The following is a 22,689-nucleotide window of genomic DNA, read 5'->3' on the forward strand; positions in this document are numbered from 1 at the left end:
TTAAGGTAATACAATTTGTTTTTTAGTTTTCGATTCTTTATATAAAATAATAGTGCGGCCAATCACTTGAACTAGTTCGGCGCCGGCCCGGCCACTAATTGTTTCCGCCACTTCTTCTTTTGGAACTTCACAATTTTGTAAAACGGAAATTTTAATGAGTTCACGAGCTTCAAGCGCTTTCGCAATTTGAATCACCATATTTGGTGTCACGCCGCCTTTTCCAACTTGAAAAATCGGGTGAAGCGAATGCGCATTTTTTCGTAAATAACGTTTTTGTGGGTTTGTTAACATCGTTTTCCTCCTATAATGAAGCAAGCACCGCCTGTTTCATAATTTCTGTATCAGGCTTTTGCCCCGTCCATAATTCAAAGGCAAGTGCGCCTTGATGAATAAACATCGGCAAGCCGTTTTGAATGATTGCCCGCTTCTCTTCTGCTTCTTTTAAAAATGGCGTTTTTTTCGGATTATAAATTATATCGCTAACAATTGTCCCCGGACGCAAATTAGCTAATGACAGTGGCGTTTCATTCGCGGTTTTCAGGAGACCAACTGAGGTCGTTTGAATCACAACTGAAAAAGACGCCAATTGTTTTTCCGCCTCCGAAATGGTGAGCGCAGCATCTTCCGGATAGCCTTGAATTAGCTGTTCCGCCTTTGAAATGGTGCGGTTCGCCACCACCACGCGACTTCCAATTTTTTCCTTAATCGCCAAATAAATGCCTTTACTTGCACCGCCCGCGCCGATGATTAAGACTGAATCAGTTGGGCGTAGCGGGTGGATTTCAGCTAGGCCAGCAAGATAGCCCAAACCATCTGTGTTATAGCCTACCCACTTTGAATTTCTCCGAACGACCGTGTTGACTGCCCCGCATTTTTCGGCAAACTCATCGAGGCTATCTAAAAAAGGAATGATGCGTTCTTTAAACGGTACGGTAACATTAAAACCTTCCATTTTTTCCATAAAAAGAGGGATTTCCGTGTTAAATTGTTCGATATCGATTTTTTGGCGTGTGTAGACGGCTTCCATACCGAGTGCGTGAATCGCTGCATGATGCATTTCTGGCGAAAGCGAATGCGCAATTGGGTTGCCGATTACTGCAAATTTTTCCATTCCGTATGCCTCCTAAATAAGCGGTTCGCGAATCGTCACGTTGACGCCTTTTGGCACCCATGCTGTTACTTTAACATGGCCGTTTGGCACACATACCCAGCCTAATCCTGAAAATACGATATCCGCTTTTTCGCGAATGACAAACGTGTGGGGAACAAGTTCTGGTAAATCTGCCATGTCTTCTTCACTCGGCGGACTTAAAATCAAGCCTTTTTGTGTTTCGTAAAGGTGATCTGCTTTTTCTAATTTCGTCCGGTGTGGCTCAAGCTGGTTCGACATGTAAACGATAAACGATAAGCGCCCACCTTCCGTGAAATCAAGACGTGCAAGCGCACCAAAAAATAACGTCTGCGCACTATTTAATTGGTAGACAACGGGTTTAATTTCTTTTTTCGGTGTAATGAGTTTCAATGTTTTTGGACCGATAAAATGCGCCATTTGATGATGATTAATAATCCCTGGTGTGTCCACTAACACGCGGTTTCCTTCAAGTGGAATTTCAATTTTATCAAGCGTCGTTCCTGGAAATTGTGACGTCGTAATGACGTTGTTTTCACCCGTCGCAAATTTAATAATCCGATTAATTAGCGTTGATTTTCCGACGTTTGTACAACCAACAACAAAAACGTCCTCCCCGTCGCGCAAGTCCTCAATTTGTTCCATCAGCGATTCAAAGCCGTAGCCCTTCTCGGCGCTAATGAGGGCAACATCTGCCGCGCGAAGTCCTAAATCTTTCGCCCGCGTGCGCATATAACGCGTTAATTTATCACGTTTTAAAGACTTTGGTAGCAAGTCCGCTTTATTTCCGACCAAAAGCACTGGGTTGCTTCCGACAAAGCGGTGAAGTCCAGGCAGCCAGCTCCCATCGAAGTCGAAAATATCGACAACGTAAACAATGAGTGCTTTTTTAGCCCCCAAATCATTTAAGATTTTCAAAAAATCATCATCTGTTAAAGAAACATCTTGGATTTCGTTATAATGTTTTAAGCGGAAGCAACGCTGGCAAATGACTTGTTCTTTATCCAGTGAAGATTTTGGTGCATAACCCGGTTTTGATTTGTCCACAGACTGGATAATCGCGCCGCACCCAATACATCTTAATTCTTCGGTCAAAGTGAATCCTCCCATTCCATCGGTTGCTTTTTCGCTAACCGTTTTAAAATAATTCGCTCCATAAAGCGATTAAATTTCGTTGCAAGTCCGTCCGTTTCCTTTACTGGACGCACAAAAATTGTCATCAATTTCTGCCTGTTACCACCAAAAATGTCCGTCATAATTTGATCGCCAATCATAATCGTTTCCTCAGGCGTCGAGTCAAGCTCGCGCAGCGCTTTTTGGAAATTTTTGCGAAGTGGTTTTTTGGCTTTGGCTAAAAATGGAATTCGTGTGGCGCGCGCAACTCGTTCAACGCGTTCCTCCGAATTATTCGATAAAATCATCACTTTGATGCCTTCCGCTTCAAGCAGTGTGAACCAGTTAATAATTTCATGCGTCGCGTCCATTTCGTCCCAAGCGAGAAGTGTATTATCTAAATCAGTTAAAATTGTTGTTTTCCCTAAACTTTTAATATGCGTTGCCGTAATTCCAAACGGAGAATTTAACATCCGATCTGGTGAAAATTGCTTTAGCACTCTTTCGCACCCCATTTTATATAGTATAAATCTGCAAATACTATCATACCGTTATTTACAAAGATAATCTACAAATTTTAACATCTTTCTGCTTTTTTTACAAAAAAAGAATGGTTTAATGCTATAATGATGAAGAAATAATCTTACAATTACGCGTTTGATAGGGAGGAAAAAACATGTCAAAAGACTATTCTCTTATTTGGGAACTCGATTCAATTTATAGTGGTGGCAGTAGCTCAACTGAACTCCGTGATGCACTCCAACAAAACAAACAAGAGCTCGATCAATTTGTGCAAAACATTCAGGATTGGAGTATCCCAGAAAATACAGAGGACACCGCAGAATTTCTCATTTTAATCAATCAAAACGCTGATATTTCACGCGTTTTATTAACCGCAAGTTCTTATTTAGAATGTTTAGCCTCGGCCAATGTGAACGATGAACGCGCGCTTGAACTGGCAGCACTTGTTTACCAACATCAATCTATTTTGCAAACGGCAGAAGACGAATGGCATGAAAAATTTGCGCAAATTTCGGACCGCGTTTGGAATGAAATCCTGACACAAAATGGCTTTGAACAAATTGCTTTCGTCTTAAATGAAGCGCGCACAAATCGCAAGAAAAAAGGAACGAAAGAAGTGGAAGCCGCAATTAACGCACTTTCTGTTGATGGTTACCGCGGCTGGTCTGACCACTATGATACCATCGTGTCAAAAGTTCGTGTTAAAGTCGAGATTGACGGCGAAACAAAAGACCTTTCAGCTGGTCAAGCGCTCAACATGTTGAACCACCCGAAACGTGACGTCCGCCAAGCGGTTTTTCAGGCTTATACGAAAAGTTGGCAGGAAAATGGGCGGCTATTCGCTGACACATTGAACCATTTAGCAGGCTTTCGTTTGGCTACATATGACATGCGTAAATGGGATAAAGTGCTCGCTGAACCGCTTGCGATAAATCGAATGGAGCAAGGCACACTTGACGCGATGTGGAACGTGATTCGCGAACATAAAAGTACCTTTACCACTTTCCTAGATCGTAAAGCCAAATTACTTGGTGTTCCAAAACTTAGCTTTTATGACGTAGAAGCGCCCCTCGTTTTCGGTGAAGATACGAAAAAATATTCTTTCCAAGAAGGCGCGGATTTCATCATTCAACAGTTCCAAAAATTCAGTCCTAAAATGGCCCATTTCGCTGAACATGCTTTCGCCAACAAGTGGATTGAAGCGGAAGATCGCGACAATAAACGTCCAGGCGGTTTTTGCACAGACTTCCCTCTTGTTAAAGAAAGTCGCATTTTTATGACCTATGACGGAGCGCCAAGTACCGTTGCGACACTGGCACATGAGCTGGGACATGCTTTCCATTCATACGTGATTCGCGATGAGCCTTTTGAAAATACTGGCTACGCCATGAATGTTGCTGAAACTGCCTCTACATTTGCTGAAATGATTATTGCCGATGCTTCTGTGAAGGAAGCCAGCACAAAAGAAGAAAAAATAACGCTTCTTGAAGATAAAATTGGGCGCAGTGTGGCATTCTTCATGAATATCCATGCTCGTTTCTTATTCGAAACACGTTTTTACGAAGCGCGTAAAGCAGGTATTTTATCTGTAGACGCACTGAATCGTTTAATGGAAGAAGCCCAGCGTGAAGCTTATTTAGATGCACTTGATGAATATCATCCGCAGTTCTGGGCTTCCAAACTTCATTTTTACATTTCAGAAGTGCCATTTTACAACTTCCCGTACACATTTGGCTACCTCTTCTCGCTTGGTATATATAATAAAGCCATTCAAGAGGGCGAAAGCTACGAAGATAAATACATTGCACTCTTAAAAGATACTGGTGCGATGACAACGGAAGAACTTGCCAAAAAACATCTCGGCGTTGATTTAACAAAACCTGATTTCTGGGAAAGCGCCGTTCAAATTACCGTGAACGATGTTTCTGAATTCCTTAAACTAACAGAAGACTTATAAATACAAAAGCGAGAATCCTAGTGGATTCTCGCTTTTTTAATTCCATTCTTTTAGAAGGGCTAAAATGCATTCTGATGAAGCTTTTGCTGCTGTTTCTAGGAATTCATCGAAGGAAATTGCGGCTTCTTTGTCCGCAACATCAGATAGCGCGCGGATAATCACAAACGGGATATCAAACTGATGCGCTACTTGTGCTATAGCCGTTGCCTCCATTTCGACCGCCTTTACTTCTGGAAAATGTGTAGTGATTTTTTCGCGTTGTTCATCTGTTGAAATAAAGGAATCCGTTGTGGCAATTAATCCGAATACGACTTTGCTCGTGGTTTCTTTTAATTGATTTAAATATACTTTCTCAACTTTCTTTAGCAAATTGGCATCTGCTTGATAGACAGCTGGCATTTGTGGCACTTGACCAAATGTATAGCCAAAAACGGTCGCATCCACATCACCGTAAGTAAGTTGATTTGAAATAATGACATCTGACACATTTAGATTCGCGCCTAGGCCGCCTGCTGAACCAGTATTAATGATGCATTCAGGTTTGTAATGGTCACACAAAATAGTGGTTGAAATCGCGGCATTTACTTTACCAATTCCTGATTGTAGTAGCACGACTTCTTGACCTGAAATTGTCCCACGGTAAAATTTTGCTCCTGCGATTTCTTCTTCTAACAGCAACGTCATTTGCTCTTTTAAAATTTTCACTTCTTCTTCCATCGCGCCAATAATTCCTATCACAAGGAAAACCTCCTTTTTGTCCAAATAAAAACGCCGGAAATTTACCAGCGTTTATCGCTTATCGTTTTGCTTTAACTCTTCCACTTTCATCGGTTGCCAACCTTCTCCGTCACGCCAAGCAATGTATACGCGATACGCTTTATCAGGTGTGCTTTTATCTGAAACTGTTCCGATTGATTCTGTAGCTGGATCTGCGCCGCGTCCTACAAACCAAAGTGTCATGTTATTCGCGTCTATTCCTGTCGCTTCCGAAAAAGCTTGGATTTTTTCTTTCCAATCACGGCTAGTTGCATCGTAAGAGTTTACATGTTCACCCGATTGTTTCGTTCCGACAGGTTTCCAGTCTTTTGTAATGACTTGATTTACATTTGGATCATCACTTTTTTCGGTCGTAGTCGTGTCTTTAGACGCAGACTCGTCCTGTTTTTCTGCTTTTTTAGCCTTCTCACTTTTTGCGGCATCTTCTTTTTTCGTTGTAGAAGATGCCGTTTTAGTTTCTGTTGGTGTATCAGAATTATCGGTTGCCAAAATAACAAAATAAAGCGAAGCAACGATTAAAAGCGATACAATGATGATCAAAATATTTAAAATCAAGTTTGTTTTTTTGCGTTTCGTGTTCGACTCGAGCCTGGATCCTTCCACGCTATTTTGCTTCACACGGCGATTTTTATTTTGCTTTGTCACCATATTTGAGTCTCACCACCTTGTTCAAAAGCAGGATTATGCTTCAATTTTAATAATTTTAACGGTCATATCGCCGCCTGGCGTTTGAATGTTTACTTCTTCACCAATTGCATGGCCGATTAAACCTTTAGCGATTGGAGAATCGTTAGAAATACGACCTTCAAATGGATCAGCTTCCGCACTACCGACAATCGTGTACGTTTCTTCATCGCCGCCTGGAACTTCCGCAAAAGTTACCTTTTTGCCGAGTGAAACCGTATCATTATCGACTTCTGAGCCATCAATGATGTGCGCGTTACGAAGCATGTTTTCAATTGTCGTAATCCGTCCTTCAACGAATGCTTGCTCATCTTTTGCGGAATCATATTCCGAGTTCTCGGATAAGTCACCGAAACCACGCGCAATTTTAATGCGCTCAACAACTTCTTTACGTTTTACAGTTTTTAATTCATGTAATTCATTTTCTAATTTTGCTTTCCCTTCAAGGGTCATTGGAAATACTTTTTCAGTTGCCAAAATAGTTTCTCTCCTTTTTGAACATTTCTTTGTATAGAAAAGTACGGAGACTATCCCCGCACCATGATCGAATATTTACTTTACGCAAGAAAGATAACCGTTCTTTCTTTCAAGTAGTAAGCAAATCTCTTTCATTTCATAACGCAAATTTTACAGTAATTTGGATACTTTGACAAGCCCAACGAATCTTATTACATATTTTCCTGAAGCACGCTTGCTATTTTCGTTGTCATTAAATCAATCGCCACATGATTTTGCCCGCCTTCTGGAATAATAATATCGGCATATTTTTTTGTAGGCTCGATAAACTCGTTATGCATCGGTTTGACAACCGTTAAATATTGCTCGATAACGGAATCAAGCGAGCGTTCTCGTTCTTTAATATCACGCAGCAGACGACGAATAATGCGAATGTCATCATCTGTATCGACATAGACTTTAATATCCATTAAATCGCGCAGCCGAGGATCTTCTAAAATTAAAATACCTTCTAAAATGATAACGTCGCGTGGCTCTTGATGAATAAGCATATCTGAACGCGTATGTTTCGTATAATCATATACGGGCTTATCAATCGCTTCAAAACGGAGCAGCTGCTTAACATGTTCAATTAATAAGTCGGTATCAAACGCGAGTGGATGATCGTAATTAGTTTTAAGTCTTTCTTCAAAAGAAAGTTCCGTTTGATCTTTGTAATAAAAATCTTGTTCAATCATTAAAATAGAATGTTCATCAAAATGATCAAATATTTTTTTGCATACGCTCGTCTTTCCTGAGCCTGATCCACCTGTAACTCCCACAACAACTGGCTTTTTCTTCATGATATTTCGCTCCTTCTAGTAATCGCAAGTCCATCTCCCAGCGGAATTGTTGTCGTCACAAAATTTTCTTGTTCCACTAAAAATTGGTTGAAATCTCGCATTTTACGAGCAACACGTGCCTTTTTCTTAACCTCATCGGATTCATCAAGCGCGAGTCCTTTAAATAAAACATTATCGCTGTATAAAACGCCCTTTTGATTTAAACTTGGCGTATAAAGCGCGAAAAATTTTTCATATTGCGCTTTCGCTGCATCAATAAAAATGGCATCATACGGTCCCTTTTCAAGCAGCTTATCCGCGTCAATTAGCGCATCTCCGAGCACACAATCAATATTGTTCGCCCCGTAGCGTTCAATGTTTTCCAAGGCCGTCTGATGACGTTCCTCATCGCGCTCAATCGTTACAATTTCAGCGTTTGGGAGTACGTCTTGCATGCGTAGTGCTGAATAACCAATTGCCGTTCCAAGCTCTAAAATGCGCTTTGGCTGTTGAATTGCCATAATTTGTAGCATCGCGTGCAAGGAATCTGCTTCCATAATAGGCACATGATTTTCTTTCGCAAACTCTTCCATTTTTGTAAAGAAAACAGATCGTTTTGGAATTTGCGCAACTAGGTAATCTTGAATAGTTTGATTCATAAACTTCCCCTCTTACTCTTGATTGCTTGTAATATGCTCTTCTTTCAAGCGATTATGTTCGTCTAATGTTTTTGAAAAATAAACTTTCCCTGTTTTTGTATTCGCTAAAAAGTATAGATAGTCGGTTTTTTCTGGATAGAGCGCTGCTTCCATCGAATTTTGACCGCTATTTGCAATCGGGCCCGGCGGTAAGCCGTTCACACGATAAGTATTGTAAGGTGAATCTACTTTTAAATCCGAATAAAGGGTTCTGTCCTTATGTTCTCCGAGTGCGTAAAGTACTGTTGGATCGGTTTGGAGGCGCATATTTTCGTCCAAGCGGTTGTAAAAAACGCTTGCGATTTTTTTGCGGTCTACATTTTCTGTCGCTTCTTTTTCAATTAAGGAAGACATCGTTAAAAATTCGTGAACCGACTTCTGTTGCTTCGCTAATTCCGCACGGTACGGCGCTAAGTTCGTGTCCGTTGCTTTAATCATTTCTTCGATAATCGTCTCCGCACTAGCATTTGCATCTTTAAACGTATACGTCGCTGGATATAAGTAGCCTTCTAGCGGATGTTTAATGTCTTTATTCAGCACAGCATCTGTCACCGTGTCAGGATATTTTTTAATCATTTCTTTCACAAAACTTGGGTCATCCATCGTTTTTAAAACGTCATTTTTCTTCAAGTTAGGTTGGTAATTCACGATTCTTTCCGCAATTTGATCCAGTGCATACCCTTCTGGAATGACGAGTTTTTCAGGAGCAACTGTATCGCCTTCTTTTAAGACTTTCACAATTTCATCCGTATCCATTGATGGGCTGAGTTGATATTTACCTGCTTTTAAATTATTTTCATTCGTATATTTAACATAGTATGAAAAAACTCTCGCATCATTAATCACGTTTTTCTCTTCTAATAGATTGCCAATATCTTTCACATTTGACCCTGATGGAATCTCAACAATAACTTCCGCTTTACTATCCGCATCTTTCGCCCCTAGTTGACTTTGGATATAAAAATATCCTGAAAAAGTGGCAATTATAAGAACTAGAACGATGGCAGAAATAATAATGGTCATTTTTTTACCTTTAGACTTACTCAAGTAGACCCCTCGTTTCTTTACATTATCCAGTCCATTATACCGATTTTTTCCGCACATTACTATGCGTATTTATTTTTTTTAACAAATTTTAATATTTCATAAAAAAAATCCTGAAAGCGAAGTCACTTTCAGAATTTTCGGCACCTTTAAGCTTCAATCGATTCCACTGATTCAATATTGCGTTTATATAGTCTAACCGAACGACCTTCATTATCATCCAGTAAAAATGTTCCCTCTCCTGTTGGCACTAACGCCTCCGAAATCGCTTTTTTCTGCGAATCGCTCTCTACTGTTTTGCTGTATGTACGCCCGCTCACCATATGAACCGTCACAACAAATTTTTCCATGGTAACCCTTCTTTCATTTTTGGAATAAAACTATCATAACAAAGATTACGCGAAAAAACATACAAAAACCTTTTCTTTTATAAAAAATAACGCGTTATGATTTCCTTATGCTATAATAACAAAGTCACTATTGTATTTAGAAGGAGTCTTTTTATGTTACATACAATTATTCAAAGCCTTCAAGATTTTGTCATGTATTTAATTGATACCTTTGGACATTTCGGGATTTTCCTTGCGATGCTAATCGAGAGCGTCTGTATCCCCCTGCCTAGCGAAGTTGTCATGCTATTTGGTGGTTTTATGGCTGAAGCTGGAAAACTCAATTTTTGGCTTGTCGTATTTGCGGGTATCGCCGGAAACTTAGTCGGCTCACTCATTGCCTACTACATCGGAAAAGCTGGCGGACGAACACTCGTCTTAAAATACGGCAAATATATTTTCTTAAACGTCAAACATCTTGATAAAGCCGAAATTTGGTTTAATCGCTACGGAGCAAGTGCTGTCTTTTTCGGCCGCATCCTCCCGGTTATCCGCACATTTATCTCACTTCCCGCTGGAATTGCCAAAATGAACGTTTCAAAATTTATTCTCTACACAATTCTTGGCTGTATTCCTTGGAATTTATTTTTAACATGGCTCGGCTACACACTTGGCGCTAATTGGTCAATCGTTGAAAAATACACGCGCCCCATTACATATGGAATTTTAGCCCTCTGCATCATTTTTGTCATTTGGCTTGCATACAAGATTTGGAATAAAAAAGCGCGGGCAAGAAATTAAAAAAAGGTATCCCAAATTGGGATACCTTTTTTCGATTATTCTTCGTCTTCGTCCGCTAAAAAAGTAGCTAAGATTTCTTCAATCATATCCCACTCTTCATCAGTTTCAACTGGCATCAGTTGTCCTTGATTGCCTTCTTCATCTTGAATGTAAGAAGAAGCTAAAATTTCGATTTCTTCGTCTTCACTTGCCCCTGCTGGGAAGTAAAGCACGTAAGATTTATCAAATTCCTCTGAATCAAAATTAAATAAAATTTCAAACTGCTCTTCTTGTCCTTCTTCGTTTACAATCGTAATAAAATTTTGTTCTTCCTCGTGATTATGGTTTTCTGACATATACGTCACCTCATTTAATTATTTGCATCTAGGTAGGACTGCAAAATCATCACAGCTGCCAATTTATCAATGACTTGCTTTCTTTTTTTTCGACTTACATCTGCTTCTAAAAGCGTGCGTTCAGCCGCTTGCGTCGTTAAACGCTCGTCCCAAAGCTCGACTTTTATCCCCGTCCGATTTTCAAGAACTTCTGCGTACTTCTCGGAGCTTTCAGCACGTGGACCAAGCGTGTTGTTCATATTTTTGGGCAAACCCACGATAATCTTTTCTACCTCATATTCTGTCGCAAGTTCCTGTACACGATTATAGCCAAATTGCTTTGCTTCCTCGTTAATCGCAATGGTTTCAATTCCTTGCGCCGTCCAGCCCAGTGCATCACTTATCGCAACGCCGACCGTTTTAGAGCCGACGTCTAAACCCATTATTCTCATTTTCCACCAATTTCGTTGTTTTTTAAATATGCGCGAACTAATTCTTCGATGATTTCATCACGTTCCAGTTTACGAATTAAGTTTCGGGCATCCATGTGGCGCGGGATATAGGCAGGGTCTCCAGAAAGTAAATAGCCAACAATTTGATTGACAGGATTGTACCCTTTCTCTTCAAGCGCTGAATAGACTTGGCTCATAATCTTTTTGACATCTTCTTCAATGGAACCGTCACCGAAATTATAATGCATTGTTTGATCTTTAGTACCCATAATTCTAAACACCTCAATTCCTTCGCTCTTCCACCTATTTTACACTAACCGTTCAGAATTGACAAAGAAATTATATACTTTAACACAATTTTAATATTGTTTAAAGCGAGTTCGCGAAAGCATTTAAGAGGAGCAACACGTCAAACAAGCAAACTGCCAATTGCTTGCACTTATTTAAGCTTACGAATGATGTCCGGCACCGCGCCAAGCGCTTTTTCAAGTAGTGCTGGGTCTTTTCCGCCCGCTTGCGCTAAATCAGGCTTGCCGCCGCCGTTACCACCGCAAATTGTCGCCACTTCCTTAATAATCTTACCAGCATGTAAGCCCGCTTCAATCGCCTCTTTCGAAACAGCCGCAATGAGGTTGACTTTTTCACCAGAAACCGCGCCTAAAACGAGGACGCCATCCATTTTTTTGTCTTTCCAATTGTCGGCAAATTGGCGTAAGCTCGCCATGTCTTTCGCATTCACTTGCTTATGAATCACCTTAACGCCGTCAATTTCTTCAGCGCCAGCAAAAATGTCAGCACTCGCGGCACTTGCCAGTTTCGCTTGTAACGAATCGTTTTCACGGCGTACTTCGCGAAGTTCATTTTGCAGCTGTTCCATTTTTTGTGGCGCGTCAGAAGCTTTCGCTTTCAAGATTTTCGCTACTTCTTTTAGCGTGTTTTCCTGTTCCGTCACAAAATGATAAGCCGCTTCACCAGTGAGCGCTTCAATTCGGCGTGTGCCTGCACCAATACCTGTTTCACTTTGAATTTTAAACAAACCAATTTCCGCAGTGTTTTTCACGTGGACGCCGCCGCAAAGCTCGATGCTATAGTCACCAATTTTAACAACACGGACAACATCACCGTATTTTTCCCCAAATAGAGCCATTGCCCCTAGCGCTTTCGCTTCATCAATCGGCATTTCGCGAATATCGACCGCAAGCTGCGCCCAGATTTTTTCATTCACAATTGTTTCCATTTTGGACAGTTCTTCCTCTGTGATTTGCCCAAAGTGCGAGAAGTCAAAGCGCAGACGATCAGGCGCGACAAGTGAGCCCGCTTGGTTGACATGTTCACCTAATACATCTTTAAGCGCGCGGTGCAGTAAATGAGTCGCTGTATGGTTTTTCACCGTCTTTTTGCGGTCATACTCGTCCACCGTAAGCTGAACCTTATCGCCAACTTTGAGCACGCCTTCTTTCACCAAAATTTGGTGCAGATTTTGCTTGTTCGGCGCTTTTTGGACATCTTTCACAAACGCTAGCCCCGCATCACTTTGAACCGTTCCGTGATCCGCCACTTGACCCCCACTTTCGGCATAAAACGGAGTTTCCTTAAACATAACCTGAACGTCACTCCCGGCTACCGCCTCACTCATAAGTTGATCCTCTTGAATGATATGCAAAATCGTAGAGTCCACAACCGTTTGCCCGTATCCAACAAAGGTACTTTCATCCGTCAAATTCGCCAGCAGCTCGCCTTGAACTTGCATCGACTGAACATCAGCACGTGCTTCACGCGCACGGTCGCGCTGTAATTTCATTTCCGCTTCAAAGCCTTCATGGTCAATTTTCAGCCCGTGATCAAGACCGTATTCTTCCGTTAATTCAACCGGAAAACCATAGGTGTCATACAATTTGAAAATGTCTTTGCCGGAAATAATACCCTTGCCGCTTTTCGCTTCTTGCAAAATATCTTCTAAGATGGCTAAGCCTTCATTTAATGTTTCATGAAAGCGCTCCTCTTCACTGCGAATCACTTTTTCAATAAACGCTTGTTGTTTTTCAACTTCTGGATAAAATGCATTCATGATTTTGCCAACAGTAGGAACTAGTTTAAACATAAATGGCTCACTAATGCCAAGTTGTTTCGCATAGCGTACAGCACGACGAAGTAAACGACGAAGAACATAACCACGTCCTTCATTTGATGGCAGCGCACCGTCACCAGTAGCAAAGGCAACTGTACGAATATGATCCGCAATGACTTTAAAAGCCACATCTTTTTCGTCCGTCACACCATATTTTTCACCAGAAATAAGCTCCACTTCACGAATGATTGGCATGAATAAATCCGTTTCAAAATTTGTTTTCGCACCTTGAATAATGGAAACCACTCGTTCAAGACCCATTCCCGTATCAATGTTTTGCTTTGGAAGCGGTGTATAAGAACCATCAGGGTTATGATTAAATTGTGAGAAAACCAAATTCCAAATTTCCAAATAGCGTTCATTTTCCCCACCTGGATAAAGTTCTGGGTCATTCAGATCATTTCCAAATGCTTCGCCGCGGTCATAAAAAATTTCGCTATCCGGACCACATGGACCGCCGCCAATATCCCAGAAGTTATCTTCAATTTCAACGATATGTTCGTCAGTCAAACCAATTTTTTCTTTCCAAATTGTTTTCGCTTCCTTATCTTCTGGATACACCGTGACATATAATTTTTCAGGGTCAAAACCAAGCCATTTGGGGCTCGTTAAAAATTCCCACGCGAATTCAATCGCACCCTCTTTGAAATAATCGCCAATTGAAAAATTGCCAAGCATCTCGAAAAACGTATGATGGCGCGCTGTTTTACCAACGTTTTCAATGTCGTTCGTTCGAATCGATTTTTGCGCATTCACAAGGCGCGGATTATCTGGAATAACAGAGCCATCAAAATATTTTTTCATTGTCGCGACACCGCTGTTAATCCAAAGAAGTGTCGGATCATTTACAGGAACAAGTGGCGCACTAGGCTCGACAGTATGGCCTTTCTCCTTAAAAAAATCAAGAAACATTTGTCTTACTTCACTGCTCGTTAGTTGCTTCATTTTATTTTCCTCCTCGAAAAAAATAAGCCTTGTGAATCGTTGCTACAGGGACGAATTCTCGCGGTACCACCCTGTTTGCAACGACACAAGACTTGTATCATTACCTCTTTAGCATCTTTAACGCAGATGAACGGACTTTTTCACGTAAGAGAGCGATTTGTAGAGGCTTCTACTTTTCTTTCAGCCAAGGAAAAGTTCTCTTTTTAAGTAAGCATCTCTAAAATTAAATTCTTACAAAGTCTAGCTTATTCATTTAAATTATAGAGAAGCCGCCCTTATCTGTCAACCGTTAAATTGCATTTGTTCTTTTGACTCAAACTGTCCATTTTTAAGCGTTAGTTTCACATCGGAAACTTTGGAAATTTCTGGGTCGTGCGTGACCATAATCACACATTTGCCTTCTTTGTGTGCTAAATCTTGGAACAAACGCACCACTTCCTTACTTGTGCGTTCATCCAGATTTCCAGTCGGCTCATCAGCCACAATCAAATCCGTTTCGCAGGAAAGTGCCCTTGCGATGGCTACACGCTGTTGCTGCCCACCACTAAGTGTTAAAACGCGCTGCTTCGCCATTTTTTCATCAATACCCACCTTTTCGAGCATTTCTAGGGCAAACTCTTTTCGATTCGAATGCTTCACTTTCGTAATTTCCATCGCTGTCGTCACATTTTGGAGCGCCGTCATATACGTTAACAGATTATAACTTTGGAAAACGATGGATACATATTTATTCCGAAATACAGGCAAACCAAGTTCTTTTAAAGAGCGCCCTTTGTAAAAAATATCGCCTGATTTTTGCGTATCTAAACCACCAGCCAAGGAAAGGAACGTTGTTTTCCCAGAGCCTGAACTCCCTACAACCGTATAAAATACACCTGCTTTAAATGTGTAATTAATATCCGTTAAAATACTTTCCTCTTTTGTTTTGTACCAATAATCGACATGTTCAAATTCTAAAATTTTCGTCATGCTTACACCTCTATTCCTGTTTCGTTAAAATCGTTTTTGGATTCATTCGTAAAATCGCAGCAGCAGGTAGCAGTACCGAAATGAAAGCAATTCCTACGCCAATTCCGCCCATCTTCAACATATCCGCTAGCGTTACTTGAATGTCCAGTTCTTTAATTTCTTCGGTGTTTTGCGTCAAGCTTGAAAAACCGCCGCTCATCATGCCACCGCCAGGTCCGCCGCTTGGACCACGATTTCCATTTTGTTCTGTCGTTGTTTGCGCCGTCTCATTTTGCTGCGAAAGCAATTGGTTGCCGGCAATTTGGGCAACGTAGTGACTACTAAATCCTGCCAGCATAAATGAAATTAGCGCAACTGTTAAAATTTCCACGAAAAACTGCCCGACGAGTTTCATTCTATTTTCGCCAATAGCTAGTAAAACGCCCATTTCATATTTGCGTTCACGTACTTGCATCATCACGAGTAAAGCTAAAATTAACGCGCCCGCAATTGTCACAATATAGACGACATTTTTTGAAAACGAAGCCACATTGTTAATAGGGCCAATCATTTGTTGGTAAAGCGCATCATTTGCGTCCAATTTAAATGTATCCCAATCAATTGAATCCACTTGTTTCGCTTGTTTTTCAAAGCTTGAAATATTCGCGGCATCGTCCATTGTATAAACAGCCGAATCAACCGTGTCTTTATAGTCTGAGCCTTTTAACGTATTAGCGACCGTATAAGGAACATACAATTTATTGTACGGATTTAAAAATGAGAAATTGCTCGCCATATCGCTTCCAGAATCGCTCGTTTTATAGATGCCGACAATTTCAAGTTCGACCGTCGTTTCCTCATCACTCGACTGAATGCTCATTTTGTCGCCAACTTTTAAATCATTTTGTTCCGCGAGCGTCTCCTCCACTAGGACGACATTTTTGTTCGCGTCGTCACTCGTTAAAGCGCGCCCGCTTTTTAACTCCGCTGTTCCGCCGTCAAAATCCGTTGAAGTCTGAGAATCCAACACGCCACTAATACTTAAATCTGCTTGGGTCATTTGCCGACCGCCCATTTGCGGTGCATTGTTGTCGCCAGTTGAACTATCTCCAGAAGACTTTACTGGGTCGAAATCTTTCGCCAGAGCTTGCGTGCTTGAGTAATAGTTGTACGTTGCAACATGATTTAATTTCGCTAAACTTTCCGCGTTTTCTAAAGAAATTGGTGTACTTTCAAACGAAGGAGGCGTCCTTTCGCCAGAGTCACTCTCGCTCTGATTAGCTTGCTGTTGTTCCATTTGTTTCTCACGATCAACCGTAAGTGTTACGGTCCCGCCTAGTTCTTCTTTTGCCATTTCACTTGCTTTATTTGCAGCAGATTGAATCGTAAAGCCAGCTAATATAAGTACGGAAACGATTGTAAATATAATAAGTTGTAAGGCTCCTCGCCCTATTCTCGCTTTCATACTAAAAAATGCTCGTTTAATAAAATTCATACTTCTTTCCTCCATTCATTGCCAGTAACCCTAGATTAGTTGAAGTGTGTGAACTAAATATGAACAAACTTTTAAACTTTCTGTAAATGCTTGCTAAATTCACTTTTTTGGGCTAATTTTATTGTATGAGGAGTGGATTCAAGTGAGACTATTAATGATTGAAGATAACGAAAGTGTCTGCCAGATGATTGAAATGTTTTTTATGAAAGAAAATATTGAAGCAACTTTTAAACATGACGGCAAACTGGGCTATGAAACTTTTTTAAAAGAAGATTTTGATATGATTATTATCGACCTCATGCTGCCTAGTATGGACGGCATGACGATATGTAAGAAAATCCGCGAAACGAGCGATGTGCCGATTATTATTTTAACTGCGAAAGAATCAGAATCCGACCAAGTTTTAGGGCTTGAAATTGGCGCCGATGATTATGTGACCAAGCCGTTTAGTCCGCTCACACTAATGGCGCGAATTAAAGCTGTTGCTCGGCGTGGCCATTCTGGGTCTGGTTCCGCAAGTGAAAATGCCTCCATTTTACAGACAACTTATTTTAAAATTAGCAAAACGACACGGGAAGTCTTTTACGGCGACAAACTTTTAGAATCGCTTACACCAAAAGAGTTCGATTTGCTTTACTTCTTAATGCAACACCCGCGTCAAGTCTTCTCAAGAGAACAGCTTTTAGAACGCGTTTGGGGCTACCAATTTTATGGCGATGAACGGACGGTCGATGTGCACATTAAACGTCTTCGTCAAAAAATTGCGACGGAAAACCACCCTTTCCTCCATACTGTGTGGGGTGTCGGGTATAAATTCGATGAAACGGAATGATAAACGTGAAATTTAAATATATGTATCAATTGTTTTTAACGCAATTTGTCATTCTCCTTATTGCTTGTTTAATGATTGGCTTGTCCGTTTCACACTTTTTAAAAGACTATTTTTTTGAGGAACAAGTGGGTGTTTTATCGAAATACGGGGATACGATTTCAAATGATATTAAATACGCACCGGGAAATCAGACGGTTTCTGTATTAAATTCCTATCAGCGGATTTTAGATGTGAATAATATTCACTATACGATTATGAACAACGACAACCAAACCATTTATCCAGACACTAGTCGACCTCTTCCACCAGATTTCAAAATTTCAGACGCGGACATGGAAAAACTGAAAAAAGGTGAAACCGTCACGATAAAAGTGGACAATCGTTTTAATCAAGAAATGTCTGTTGTCTATGTGCCGATTATGAACGGCGACACCTATCTTGGTGCGGTGATTTTAAATGCGCCGATTAGCGGAACGGAGAAAGTAATTGGCACGATTAACCAGTACATGTTTTATACGATTCTCATTTCGATTGCGGTCGCTTTAATTTTAAGCTTGCTCATGTCAAAATTTCAGGTGAATCGAATTAACAAATTGCGTGATGCAACGAAGCGTGTCACGCGTGGTGATTACGAGACGCGGCTTAAGGAAAACTCGTTTGATGAAATCGGCGAACTAGCTCACGATTTTAATAAGATGACAGAAAACTTGGCAGAATCGCGCGAGGAAATTGAACGGCAAGAACGGCGCAGGCAGCAATTCATTGCGGACGTTTCTCATGAAATGCGCACGCCACTAACAACCATCAGTGGACTTACGGAAGGTCTTGTCAATGATATTATTCCGCTGAGCGAAACAAATCGTGCGATTCAGTTGATTGATACGGAGGCAAAACGGCTCACGAAACTTGTCAATGAAAACTTGGATTATGAACGCATTCAAGCGAATAAAATCGTTTTATACCAAACAAAATTCGGTGTTCATTCCTTTTTCGATTTGCTTAGTGAACAGTTAGAGCCTTTAGCCAGCAAGAAAAATGACAAACTGGTGGTCGAAGCTCCGCTCGATTTAGAGGTCTATGCGGATTACGACCGGCTGACGCAAATTGTGATGAACATTGTGAAAAATAGCATTCAGTTTACGGAAAATGGTACCATCACGCTTCGCGGCTTCCAAGATTACAAGGAAACGATTTTGCAAATCCAAGATACGGGGATTGGTATGAATACAGACGAACTCGAGCAAATTTGGGAACGATTTTATAAGGCGGATATTTCACGGACGAATACGGCATTCGGGGAATCTGGCATTGGGCTTTCGATTGTGAAGCAACTTGTGGAGAATCACGGAGGTACTGTTGAAGCAGAAAGTTCGCCAGGTGCCGGAGCGACATTTACGATTCGATTGCCGTTTTATCGAGATAATGATGTATAGAAAACAGCTTTTTCTACAGAAAAAGCTGTTTTATTATATTTTATAATTGCTCTATTCGGTTGAAAGTGCTAATATTAACAAAAAGGAGCTGTTTCTATTGGATAAATATTACCCTTTAAAAAATATACGTTATATGGAAAATGAAAAAGCTCAATTAGAGGAATTTCAAAGGCGTATTTCCAGCTTTTCAACCTATACAACCGGAATAGAAATCAAACCAATGGATAATGGTAAACCGATGTCGCATCAGGAAGCGCTTTTTATTGTGAATATTCCTGAGTTAGCTAAAATAAATGAAGAAGTAATCGAAAATAGCAAAGCCATACAACTTTTAATAAAAGATATGCCTCCTATTTCTGTAAGGAAATTCATGGAGAATATATTAATTAATGAATTGCAAAGCACTAATGAAGTTGAAGGCGTTCATAGTTCTAAAAAAGAGCTCGCTGAAATTTTGGCGGATATTGAAAAAGGAAATAAAATAAGTCACAAAAGATTCTTTGGCCTCGTTCAGTTGTATACCCGCATGGAAGAGGATGAAACAATAACAAAAGTGGAGGATTTTAGGAGCATCTATGATAAACTTGTCGCAAATGAGATCAAGAAAGATGACCAGCCTGATGGGGATATGTTTAGAAAAGAAATTGTTTTCGTTAAAGATGGCATGAAGATACGGCATACTGGTGTGACTCCAGAATATGAAATCTTTTTACATCTTGCTAAACTATTACAACTGAATGAAAATGACATGCCCGATTTATACAAATATCTCATTGGACACTACCTTTTTGAATATATTCACCCATTTTATGATGGAAATGGTAGGCTGGGTAGATATATACTATGTAAGAACTTGCAGAAAAAGTTAGGGCCACATAGTGCATTCACCTTTTCATATATGATTAACCGAAATCGCTCTGACTATTACCAAGCTTTTGAGGAAGCTTCTTCATTTATGAATAAAGGTGAAATGACCTTTTTCGTGCTTGCCATGTTAAAATTAATTCGAAAAGGGCAAATGTCTATTTTGACTGATTTACAAGAAAAAAATGCTTTACTCTACTCCATGCTAGAACAATTAAAAACAGTCACTAGCGATGCGTTAGAGTATGAATTATTAGAATTTCTTACACAAAGCTATCTTTTCCAGTCACCATACAATCAAATTACAGCACCTGAATTAGAAGCATTGTTAAAAATTGGTAGAAGAAAGTTAAACGCTCAATTTGAGAAACTTGAGCAACAAAATATCATTACTAAAATTAAAAAGAATCCTGTTATCTACACATTAAATAAAAATTTCGTTGACACACTTTTTACGTAATAAGCTTTAAATAAAAAAAGCATACATCCAGTAAAATCCATTTTTAAATGGCATGATTACTGAATGTATGCTTTTTTCATGCTGACATAAACGTATATGGCGTCACATCGTCCATTCCAATCATTGGATCAATTTCTGCCATATTCTCTTCCGTAAGCCGCTTCACGCTGCTCACAAGTTCAAGCGCCTCGTCAGATGTTAATCGTTCCAAAAGCGTCGTTTGTCGCTCTGTTTCATCCGTTCGCTCAATCCCCATTCGAAATGCGTCTTCCTCGCCGCATAAAATAAGAAATTGCTTGCTTCGCGTCACGCCCGTGTAAAGCAAATCGCGCCTAAGCATGCGGTAATAGCTGCGCACAACTGGCATAATCACAATTGGGAATTCGCTCCCCTGGGCTTTATGAATCGAGCAGCAGTACGCGTGCGTCAATTGATTGAATTCTTGGCGATAATACGTTACTTCCGTTTGATCAAACTGTACGACAATCATATCTTGATTTTCCGTATTTTCCTTTGCGTACATAATCGAAACCACTTCACCAATATCGCCGTTAAACACATTTTTTTCGGGTTGGTTGACCAGTTGAAGCACTTTGTCATGCACACGGTACTTTATATCCCCGAAAGTCAGTTCCTTTCTTTTCCCCGTATCGTTAGGGTTGAAAATCTCTTGCAAGTTTTTATTTAGCACATTTATACCCGCAGGCCCTCTGTACATGGGGGCTAAAACTTGGATGTCCTTCGCGCGAAACCCTTTTGATTTTGCGTTTTGCACAACCTGTTCCACGACGTCAGCGATTTGGTTGACGTGGCAATGGAAAAACGAGCGATCCTTGCGATTTTTTGCGAAGTCTTGCGGCAAGAAGCCTTCCCGAATATCATGCGCCATTTCAATTATCGAAGAGCCGTCCTCTTGACGATAAATATCCGTTAATTCCACTGTAGGAATCACTTTCGATTCTAAAATGTCTTTTAACACTTGCCCCGGCCCAACAGATGGCAACTGATCTTTATCGCCAACTAAAATGACTTGAATGTGACTAGGAAGCGCGCGGAACAATTGGTTCGCAAGCCAAATATCCACCATCGACATCTCGTCGACAATTAAGAGCCGCCCATCAATTAAGCGCTCCGAATCATCGTCCATCTGCTCCTGCCCATTCATGCCGAGCAAGCGGTGAATCGTCATCGCCGGGAGACCAGTTGACTCACTCATTCGTTTCGCTGCCCGTCCAGTTGGTGCCGCGAGCAAAATCGGAAATTTGTTCCCATCTTTGTACGCATGCGGATCAAGACTTACGCCGTTTAATTCGCTGTAAAGCTCCACAATGCCCTTAATAACCGTCGTCTTCCCTGTTCCCGGTCCACCCGTCAAAACGAGCATGGGCGACTCGAGCGCCGTTTGAAGCGCCTCTTTTTGCGATTCCCCGTAGGACACATTGATGCGCTCCTCCAAATCGCCTAGCGCAAGCAAAAATTCCGACTCTGGAAATTGTTCCGCATATTCAGACTGGCCCATAAGCCGTTTGACATGGTGCGCCAAACCATTTTCAGCAAAATATAAAGACGGCATATAAACGCGCGAATTTTCAATAATGATTTTATCGCTATCACTTAAGTATTCAATTTCGCGCTCCACGTTTTCCTCGTGAATCGGTACCGGATCGCTTTCTTCAAGCAAACTTTGCGCCGCACGAATTAAGTCCGCACGTTCCAAATATACGTCACCATTTCGAATTGATTCCGTATCAATTACGTACAATAAACCCGCGCGAATTCGTTCCGGATGTTCCCCGCCAAGACCAAGTTTTCTCCCCAAATCGTCTGCCCGCTGGAAACCAATCCCTTTTACGTCTTCAATCAACTTGTACGGGCTTTGTTCCAAAATAGTTAACGCATTCTCTTTATACACTTGAAAAATTTTCATCGAAAGTTGCGGACCAAAACCATATTCATTTAAGCCAATCATAACATGCTCTAAGCCTTGATTTTCCCGCAGCGTCGCAATCAGCGTATCCGCCGTATTTTTAGGAAGTTTTGGCACATCAGAAAGCCTATCTGGATCCGCCATCATAATCGAAATCGCGTCTTCCCCGAGCACCTCGACAATGTTTTCCGCCGTTTTCTTCCCAACACCTTTAAACAGCTCGCCTGATAAATATTGAACGATGCCCGCTTTCGTCTGCGGCATCTCTTTTCGAAATTTTTCCGCCTTAAATTGCTCCCCAAACTTCGCATGTTCCGTGATTTTCCCGTAAAACATGTACACTTCCTGCTCATGCAGTTTCGGGAAAACACCCGTCACAATAATATCCTTTTCATCCCAAGTCGTATTCGTTTCCTTCACAAGCAAGCGCACAACCGAAAATAAATTGTCCGGGTTATGAAAAATCGTCGACAGCACCGTGCCCTTCATAAACCACTCTTCATTTTCTGGTTGAAAAAGCGCAAGCGATTCCTGTGTCGCCATATTTTTCACCCCACTTC

The 22,689-nt window shown here is 40.9% G+C and carries 23 protein-coding genes; 5 read left to right on the forward strand and 18 right to left on the reverse strand.

All coding sequences use genetic code 11. The annotated features are described in order from the left end of the window. From yhbY to CFS60_RS02485, 4 genes are read right to left on the reverse strand one after another with little or no spacing between them, the layout of a single operon-like run. Entirely contained in the window at positions 1 to 291 is a 291-nt protein-coding gene (gene yhbY, locus CFS60_RS02470) for a ribosome assembly RNA-binding protein YhbY (protein WP_088838781.1), read from the reverse strand. A gap of 10 nt (positions 292 to 301) precedes the next feature. Then, complete coding sequence (gene aroE / locus CFS60_RS02475; RefSeq protein ID WP_088838782.1) at positions 302 to 1,111, reverse strand: shikimate dehydrogenase; 810 nt, start codon at positions 1,109 to 1,111, stop codon at positions 302 to 304. A 12-nt stretch (positions 1,112 to 1,123) separates the two neighbouring features. Then, positions 1,124 to 2,224, reverse strand: coding sequence for a ribosome biogenesis GTPase YqeH (gene yqeH / locus CFS60_RS02480; protein WP_088838783.1), 1,101 nt, complete (start codon positions 2,222 to 2,224; stop codon positions 1,124 to 1,126). After that, positions 2,221 to 2,742 carry a YqeG family HAD IIIA-type phosphatase gene (locus CFS60_RS02485; protein ID WP_088809031.1) on the reverse strand — a complete coding sequence of 174 codons (522 nt, stop codon included), beginning with the start codon at positions 2,740 to 2,742 and terminating at the stop codon, positions 2,221 to 2,223. Before CFS60_RS02485 ends, yqeH begins: the two co-directional genes overlap by 4 nt. Positions 2,743 to 2,918: 176 nt before the next feature. Between CFS60_RS02485 and CFS60_RS02490 the strand changes: the two genes are divergently transcribed. Next, positions 2,919 to 4,721 (forward strand): M3 family oligoendopeptidase, encoded by a 1,803-nt coding sequence (locus CFS60_RS02490; RefSeq protein WP_088809032.1) that lies wholly within the window; start codon positions 2,919 to 2,921, stop codon positions 4,719 to 4,721. A 36-nt stretch (positions 4,722 to 4,757) separates the two neighbouring features. On the opposite strand, the gene CFS60_RS02495 is transcribed toward CFS60_RS02490, so the two are convergent. The 7 genes from CFS60_RS02495 to CFS60_RS02525 all read right to left on the reverse strand — a co-directional run bounded on the left by CFS60_RS02495 (position 4,758) and on the right by CFS60_RS02525 (position 9,551). Further along, positions 4,758 to 5,459 carry a 5'-methylthioadenosine/adenosylhomocysteine nucleosidase gene (locus CFS60_RS02495; RefSeq protein WP_088809033.1) on the reverse strand — a complete coding sequence of 234 codons (702 nt, stop codon included), beginning with the start codon at positions 5,457 to 5,459 and terminating at the stop codon, positions 4,758 to 4,760. 51 nt (positions 5,460 to 5,510) lie between these two features. After that, positions 5,511 to 6,146 (reverse strand): YrrS family protein, encoded by a 636-nt coding sequence (locus tag CFS60_RS02500; RefSeq protein WP_088815293.1) that lies wholly within the window; start codon positions 6,144 to 6,146, stop codon positions 5,511 to 5,513. Between the two features lie 33 nt (positions 6,147 to 6,179). Next, positions 6,180 to 6,659: a transcription elongation factor GreA gene (gene greA / locus CFS60_RS02505; RefSeq protein ID WP_088809035.1), complete on the reverse strand. Its 480-nt coding sequence runs from the start codon at positions 6,657 to 6,659 to the stop codon at positions 6,180 to 6,182. 191 nt (positions 6,660 to 6,850) lie between these two features. After that, a complete protein-coding gene (udk, locus tag CFS60_RS02510; RefSeq protein WP_088809036.1) occupies positions 6,851 to 7,480 on the reverse strand; it encodes a uridine kinase in 630 nt (209 codons plus the stop codon). After that, positions 7,477 to 8,118 (reverse strand): O-methyltransferase, encoded by a 642-nt coding sequence (locus CFS60_RS02515; RefSeq protein WP_088838784.1) that lies wholly within the window; start codon positions 8,116 to 8,118, stop codon positions 7,477 to 7,479. The genes udk and CFS60_RS02515 overlap by 4 nt, the downstream gene beginning before the upstream one ends. Positions 8,119 to 8,130: 12 nt before the next feature. After that, positions 8,131 to 9,204, reverse strand: coding sequence for an endolytic transglycosylase MltG (gene mltG, locus CFS60_RS02520; protein WP_088809038.1), 1,074 nt, complete (start codon positions 9,202 to 9,204; stop codon positions 8,131 to 8,133). Between the two features lie 146 nt (positions 9,205 to 9,350). Beyond that, positions 9,351 to 9,551 (reverse strand): hypothetical protein, encoded by a 201-nt coding sequence (locus tag CFS60_RS02525; RefSeq protein ID WP_088809039.1) that lies wholly within the window; start codon positions 9,549 to 9,551, stop codon positions 9,351 to 9,353. A gap of 153 nt (positions 9,552 to 9,704) precedes the next feature. On the opposite strand from CFS60_RS02525, the gene CFS60_RS02530 reads away from it, so the two are divergent. Further along, positions 9,705 to 10,331, forward strand: coding sequence for a DedA family protein (locus CFS60_RS02530; RefSeq protein WP_088809040.1), 627 nt, complete (start codon positions 9,705 to 9,707; stop codon positions 10,329 to 10,331). Between the two features lie 35 nt (positions 10,332 to 10,366). Here the strand turns inward: CFS60_RS02530 and CFS60_RS02535 are convergent, their stop codons facing one another. The 6 genes from CFS60_RS02535 to CFS60_RS02560 form a co-directional block, all read right to left on the reverse strand. Further along, positions 10,367 to 10,666, reverse strand: a complete 300-nt coding sequence (locus tag CFS60_RS02535; RefSeq protein ID WP_088815294.1) for a DUF1292 domain-containing protein — start codon at positions 10,664 to 10,666, stop codon at positions 10,367 to 10,369. A gap of 14 nt (positions 10,667 to 10,680) precedes the next feature. Next, on the reverse strand, positions 10,681 to 11,097 hold the full coding sequence (gene ruvX / locus CFS60_RS02540) for a Holliday junction resolvase RuvX (RefSeq protein ID WP_088809042.1): 417 nt from the start codon (positions 11,095 to 11,097) through the stop codon (positions 10,681 to 10,683). Next, complete coding sequence (locus tag CFS60_RS02545) at positions 11,094 to 11,366, reverse strand: IreB family regulatory phosphoprotein (protein ID WP_088809043.1); 273 nt, start codon at positions 11,364 to 11,366, stop codon at positions 11,094 to 11,096. The genes ruvX and CFS60_RS02545 overlap by 4 nt, the downstream gene beginning before the upstream one ends. 170 nt (positions 11,367 to 11,536) lie before the next feature. Continuing rightward, positions 11,537 to 14,170 (reverse strand): alanine--tRNA ligase, encoded by a 2,634-nt coding sequence (gene alaS / locus CFS60_RS02550; protein WP_088838785.1) that lies wholly within the window; start codon positions 14,168 to 14,170, stop codon positions 11,537 to 11,539. A gap of 282 nt (positions 14,171 to 14,452) precedes the next feature. Continuing rightward, on the reverse strand, positions 14,453 to 15,139 hold the full coding sequence (locus CFS60_RS02555; protein ID WP_088809045.1) for an ABC transporter ATP-binding protein: 687 nt from the start codon (positions 15,137 to 15,139) through the stop codon (positions 14,453 to 14,455). 10 nt (positions 15,140 to 15,149) lie between these two features. Beyond that, positions 15,150 to 16,613, reverse strand: a complete 1,464-nt coding sequence (locus tag CFS60_RS02560; RefSeq protein ID WP_088809046.1) for an ABC transporter permease — start codon at positions 16,611 to 16,613, stop codon at positions 15,150 to 15,152. Positions 16,614 to 16,755: 142 nt separating this feature from the next. On the opposite strand from CFS60_RS02560, the gene pieR reads away from it, so the two are divergent. The 3 genes from pieR (at position 16,756) to CFS60_RS02575 (ending at position 20,202) form a co-directional block, all read left to right on the forward strand. Beyond that, a complete protein-coding gene (gene pieR, locus CFS60_RS02565) occupies positions 16,756 to 17,445 on the forward strand; it encodes a two component system response regulator PieR (RefSeq protein WP_088815297.1) in 690 nt (229 codons plus the stop codon). Further along, positions 17,442 to 18,878 carry a two component system sensor histidine kinase PieS gene (pieS, locus tag CFS60_RS02570; RefSeq protein ID WP_088825158.1) on the forward strand — a complete coding sequence of 479 codons (1,437 nt, stop codon included), beginning with the start codon at positions 17,442 to 17,444 and terminating at the stop codon, positions 18,876 to 18,878. The genes pieR and pieS overlap by 4 nt, the downstream gene beginning before the upstream one ends. Before the next feature lie 97 nt (positions 18,879 to 18,975). After that, a complete protein-coding gene (locus tag CFS60_RS02575; RefSeq protein ID WP_088838786.1) occupies positions 18,976 to 20,202 on the forward strand; it encodes a Fic family protein in 1,227 nt (408 codons plus the stop codon). Between the two features lie 76 nt (positions 20,203 to 20,278). On the opposite strand, the gene CFS60_RS02580 is transcribed toward CFS60_RS02575, so the two are convergent. Continuing rightward, the gene (locus CFS60_RS02580; RefSeq protein WP_088809050.1) at positions 20,279 to 22,672 is read right to left on the reverse strand and encodes an ATP-dependent RecD-like DNA helicase; all 2,394 of its coding nucleotides are present in this window, start codon (positions 22,670 to 22,672) and stop codon (positions 20,279 to 20,281) included. Positions 22,673 to 22,689 lie beyond the last annotated feature (17 nt).

Origin of the sequence: Listeria sp. ILCC792 (genome assembly GCF_900186135.1) — a bacterium.
Taxonomy (GTDB): Bacteria; Bacillota; Bacilli; order Lactobacillales; family Listeriaceae; genus Listeria; species Listeria goaensis.

Bases quoted from the DNA above. Each gene is read 5' to 3' on its own strand.
- yhbY (WP_088838781.1), bottom strand. From the start codon at position 291: ATGTTAACAAACCCACAAAAACGTTATTTACGAAAAAATGCGCATTCG.
- aroE (WP_088838782.1), bottom strand. From the start codon at position 1,111: ATGGAAAAATTTGCAGTAATCGGCAACCCAATTGCGCATTCGCTTTCG.
- CFS60_RS02490 (WP_088809032.1), top strand. From the start codon at position 2,919: ATGTCAAAAGACTATTCTCTTATTTGGGAACTCGATTCAATTTATAGT.
- CFS60_RS02500 (WP_088815293.1), bottom strand. From the start codon at position 6,146: ATGGTGACAAAGCAAAATAAAAATCGCCGTGTGAAGCAAAATAGCGTG.
- udk (WP_088809036.1), bottom strand. From the start codon at position 7,480: ATGAAGAAAAAGCCAGTTGTTGTGGGAGTTACAGGTGGATCAGGCTCA.
- CFS60_RS02515 (WP_088838784.1), bottom strand. From the start codon at position 8,118: ATGAATCAAACTATTCAAGATTACCTAGTTGCGCAAATTCCAAAACGA.
- CFS60_RS02525 (WP_088809039.1), bottom strand. From the start codon at position 9,551: ATGGAAAAATTTGTTGTGACGGTTCATATGGTGAGCGGGCGTACATAC.
- CFS60_RS02530 (WP_088809040.1), top strand. From the start codon at position 9,705: ATGTTACATACAATTATTCAAAGCCTTCAAGATTTTGTCATGTATTTA.
- CFS60_RS02535 (WP_088815294.1), bottom strand. From the start codon at position 10,666: ATGTCAGAAAACCATAATCACGAGGAAGAACAAAATTTTATTACGATT.
- ruvX (WP_088809042.1), bottom strand. From the start codon at position 11,097: ATGAGAATAATGGGTTTAGACGTCGGCTCTAAAACGGTCGGCGTTGCG.
- CFS60_RS02545 (WP_088809043.1), bottom strand. From the start codon at position 11,366: ATGGGTACTAAAGATCAAACAATGCATTATAATTTCGGTGACGGTTCC.
- alaS (WP_088838785.1), bottom strand. From the start codon at position 14,170: ATGAAGCAACTAACGAGCAGTGAAGTAAGACAAATGTTTCTTGATTTT.
- CFS60_RS02555 (WP_088809045.1), bottom strand. From the start codon at position 15,139: ATGACGAAAATTTTAGAATTTGAACATGTCGATTATTGGTACAAAACA.
- CFS60_RS02560 (WP_088809046.1), bottom strand. From the start codon at position 16,613: ATGAATTTTATTAAACGAGCATTTTTTAGTATGAAAGCGAGAATAGGG.
- pieS (WP_088825158.1), top strand. From the start codon at position 17,442: ATGATAAACGTGAAATTTAAATATATGTATCAATTGTTTTTAACGCAA.
- CFS60_RS02580 (WP_088809050.1), bottom strand. From the start codon at position 22,672: ATGGCGACACAGGAATCGCTTGCGCTTTTTCAACCAGAAAATGAAGAG.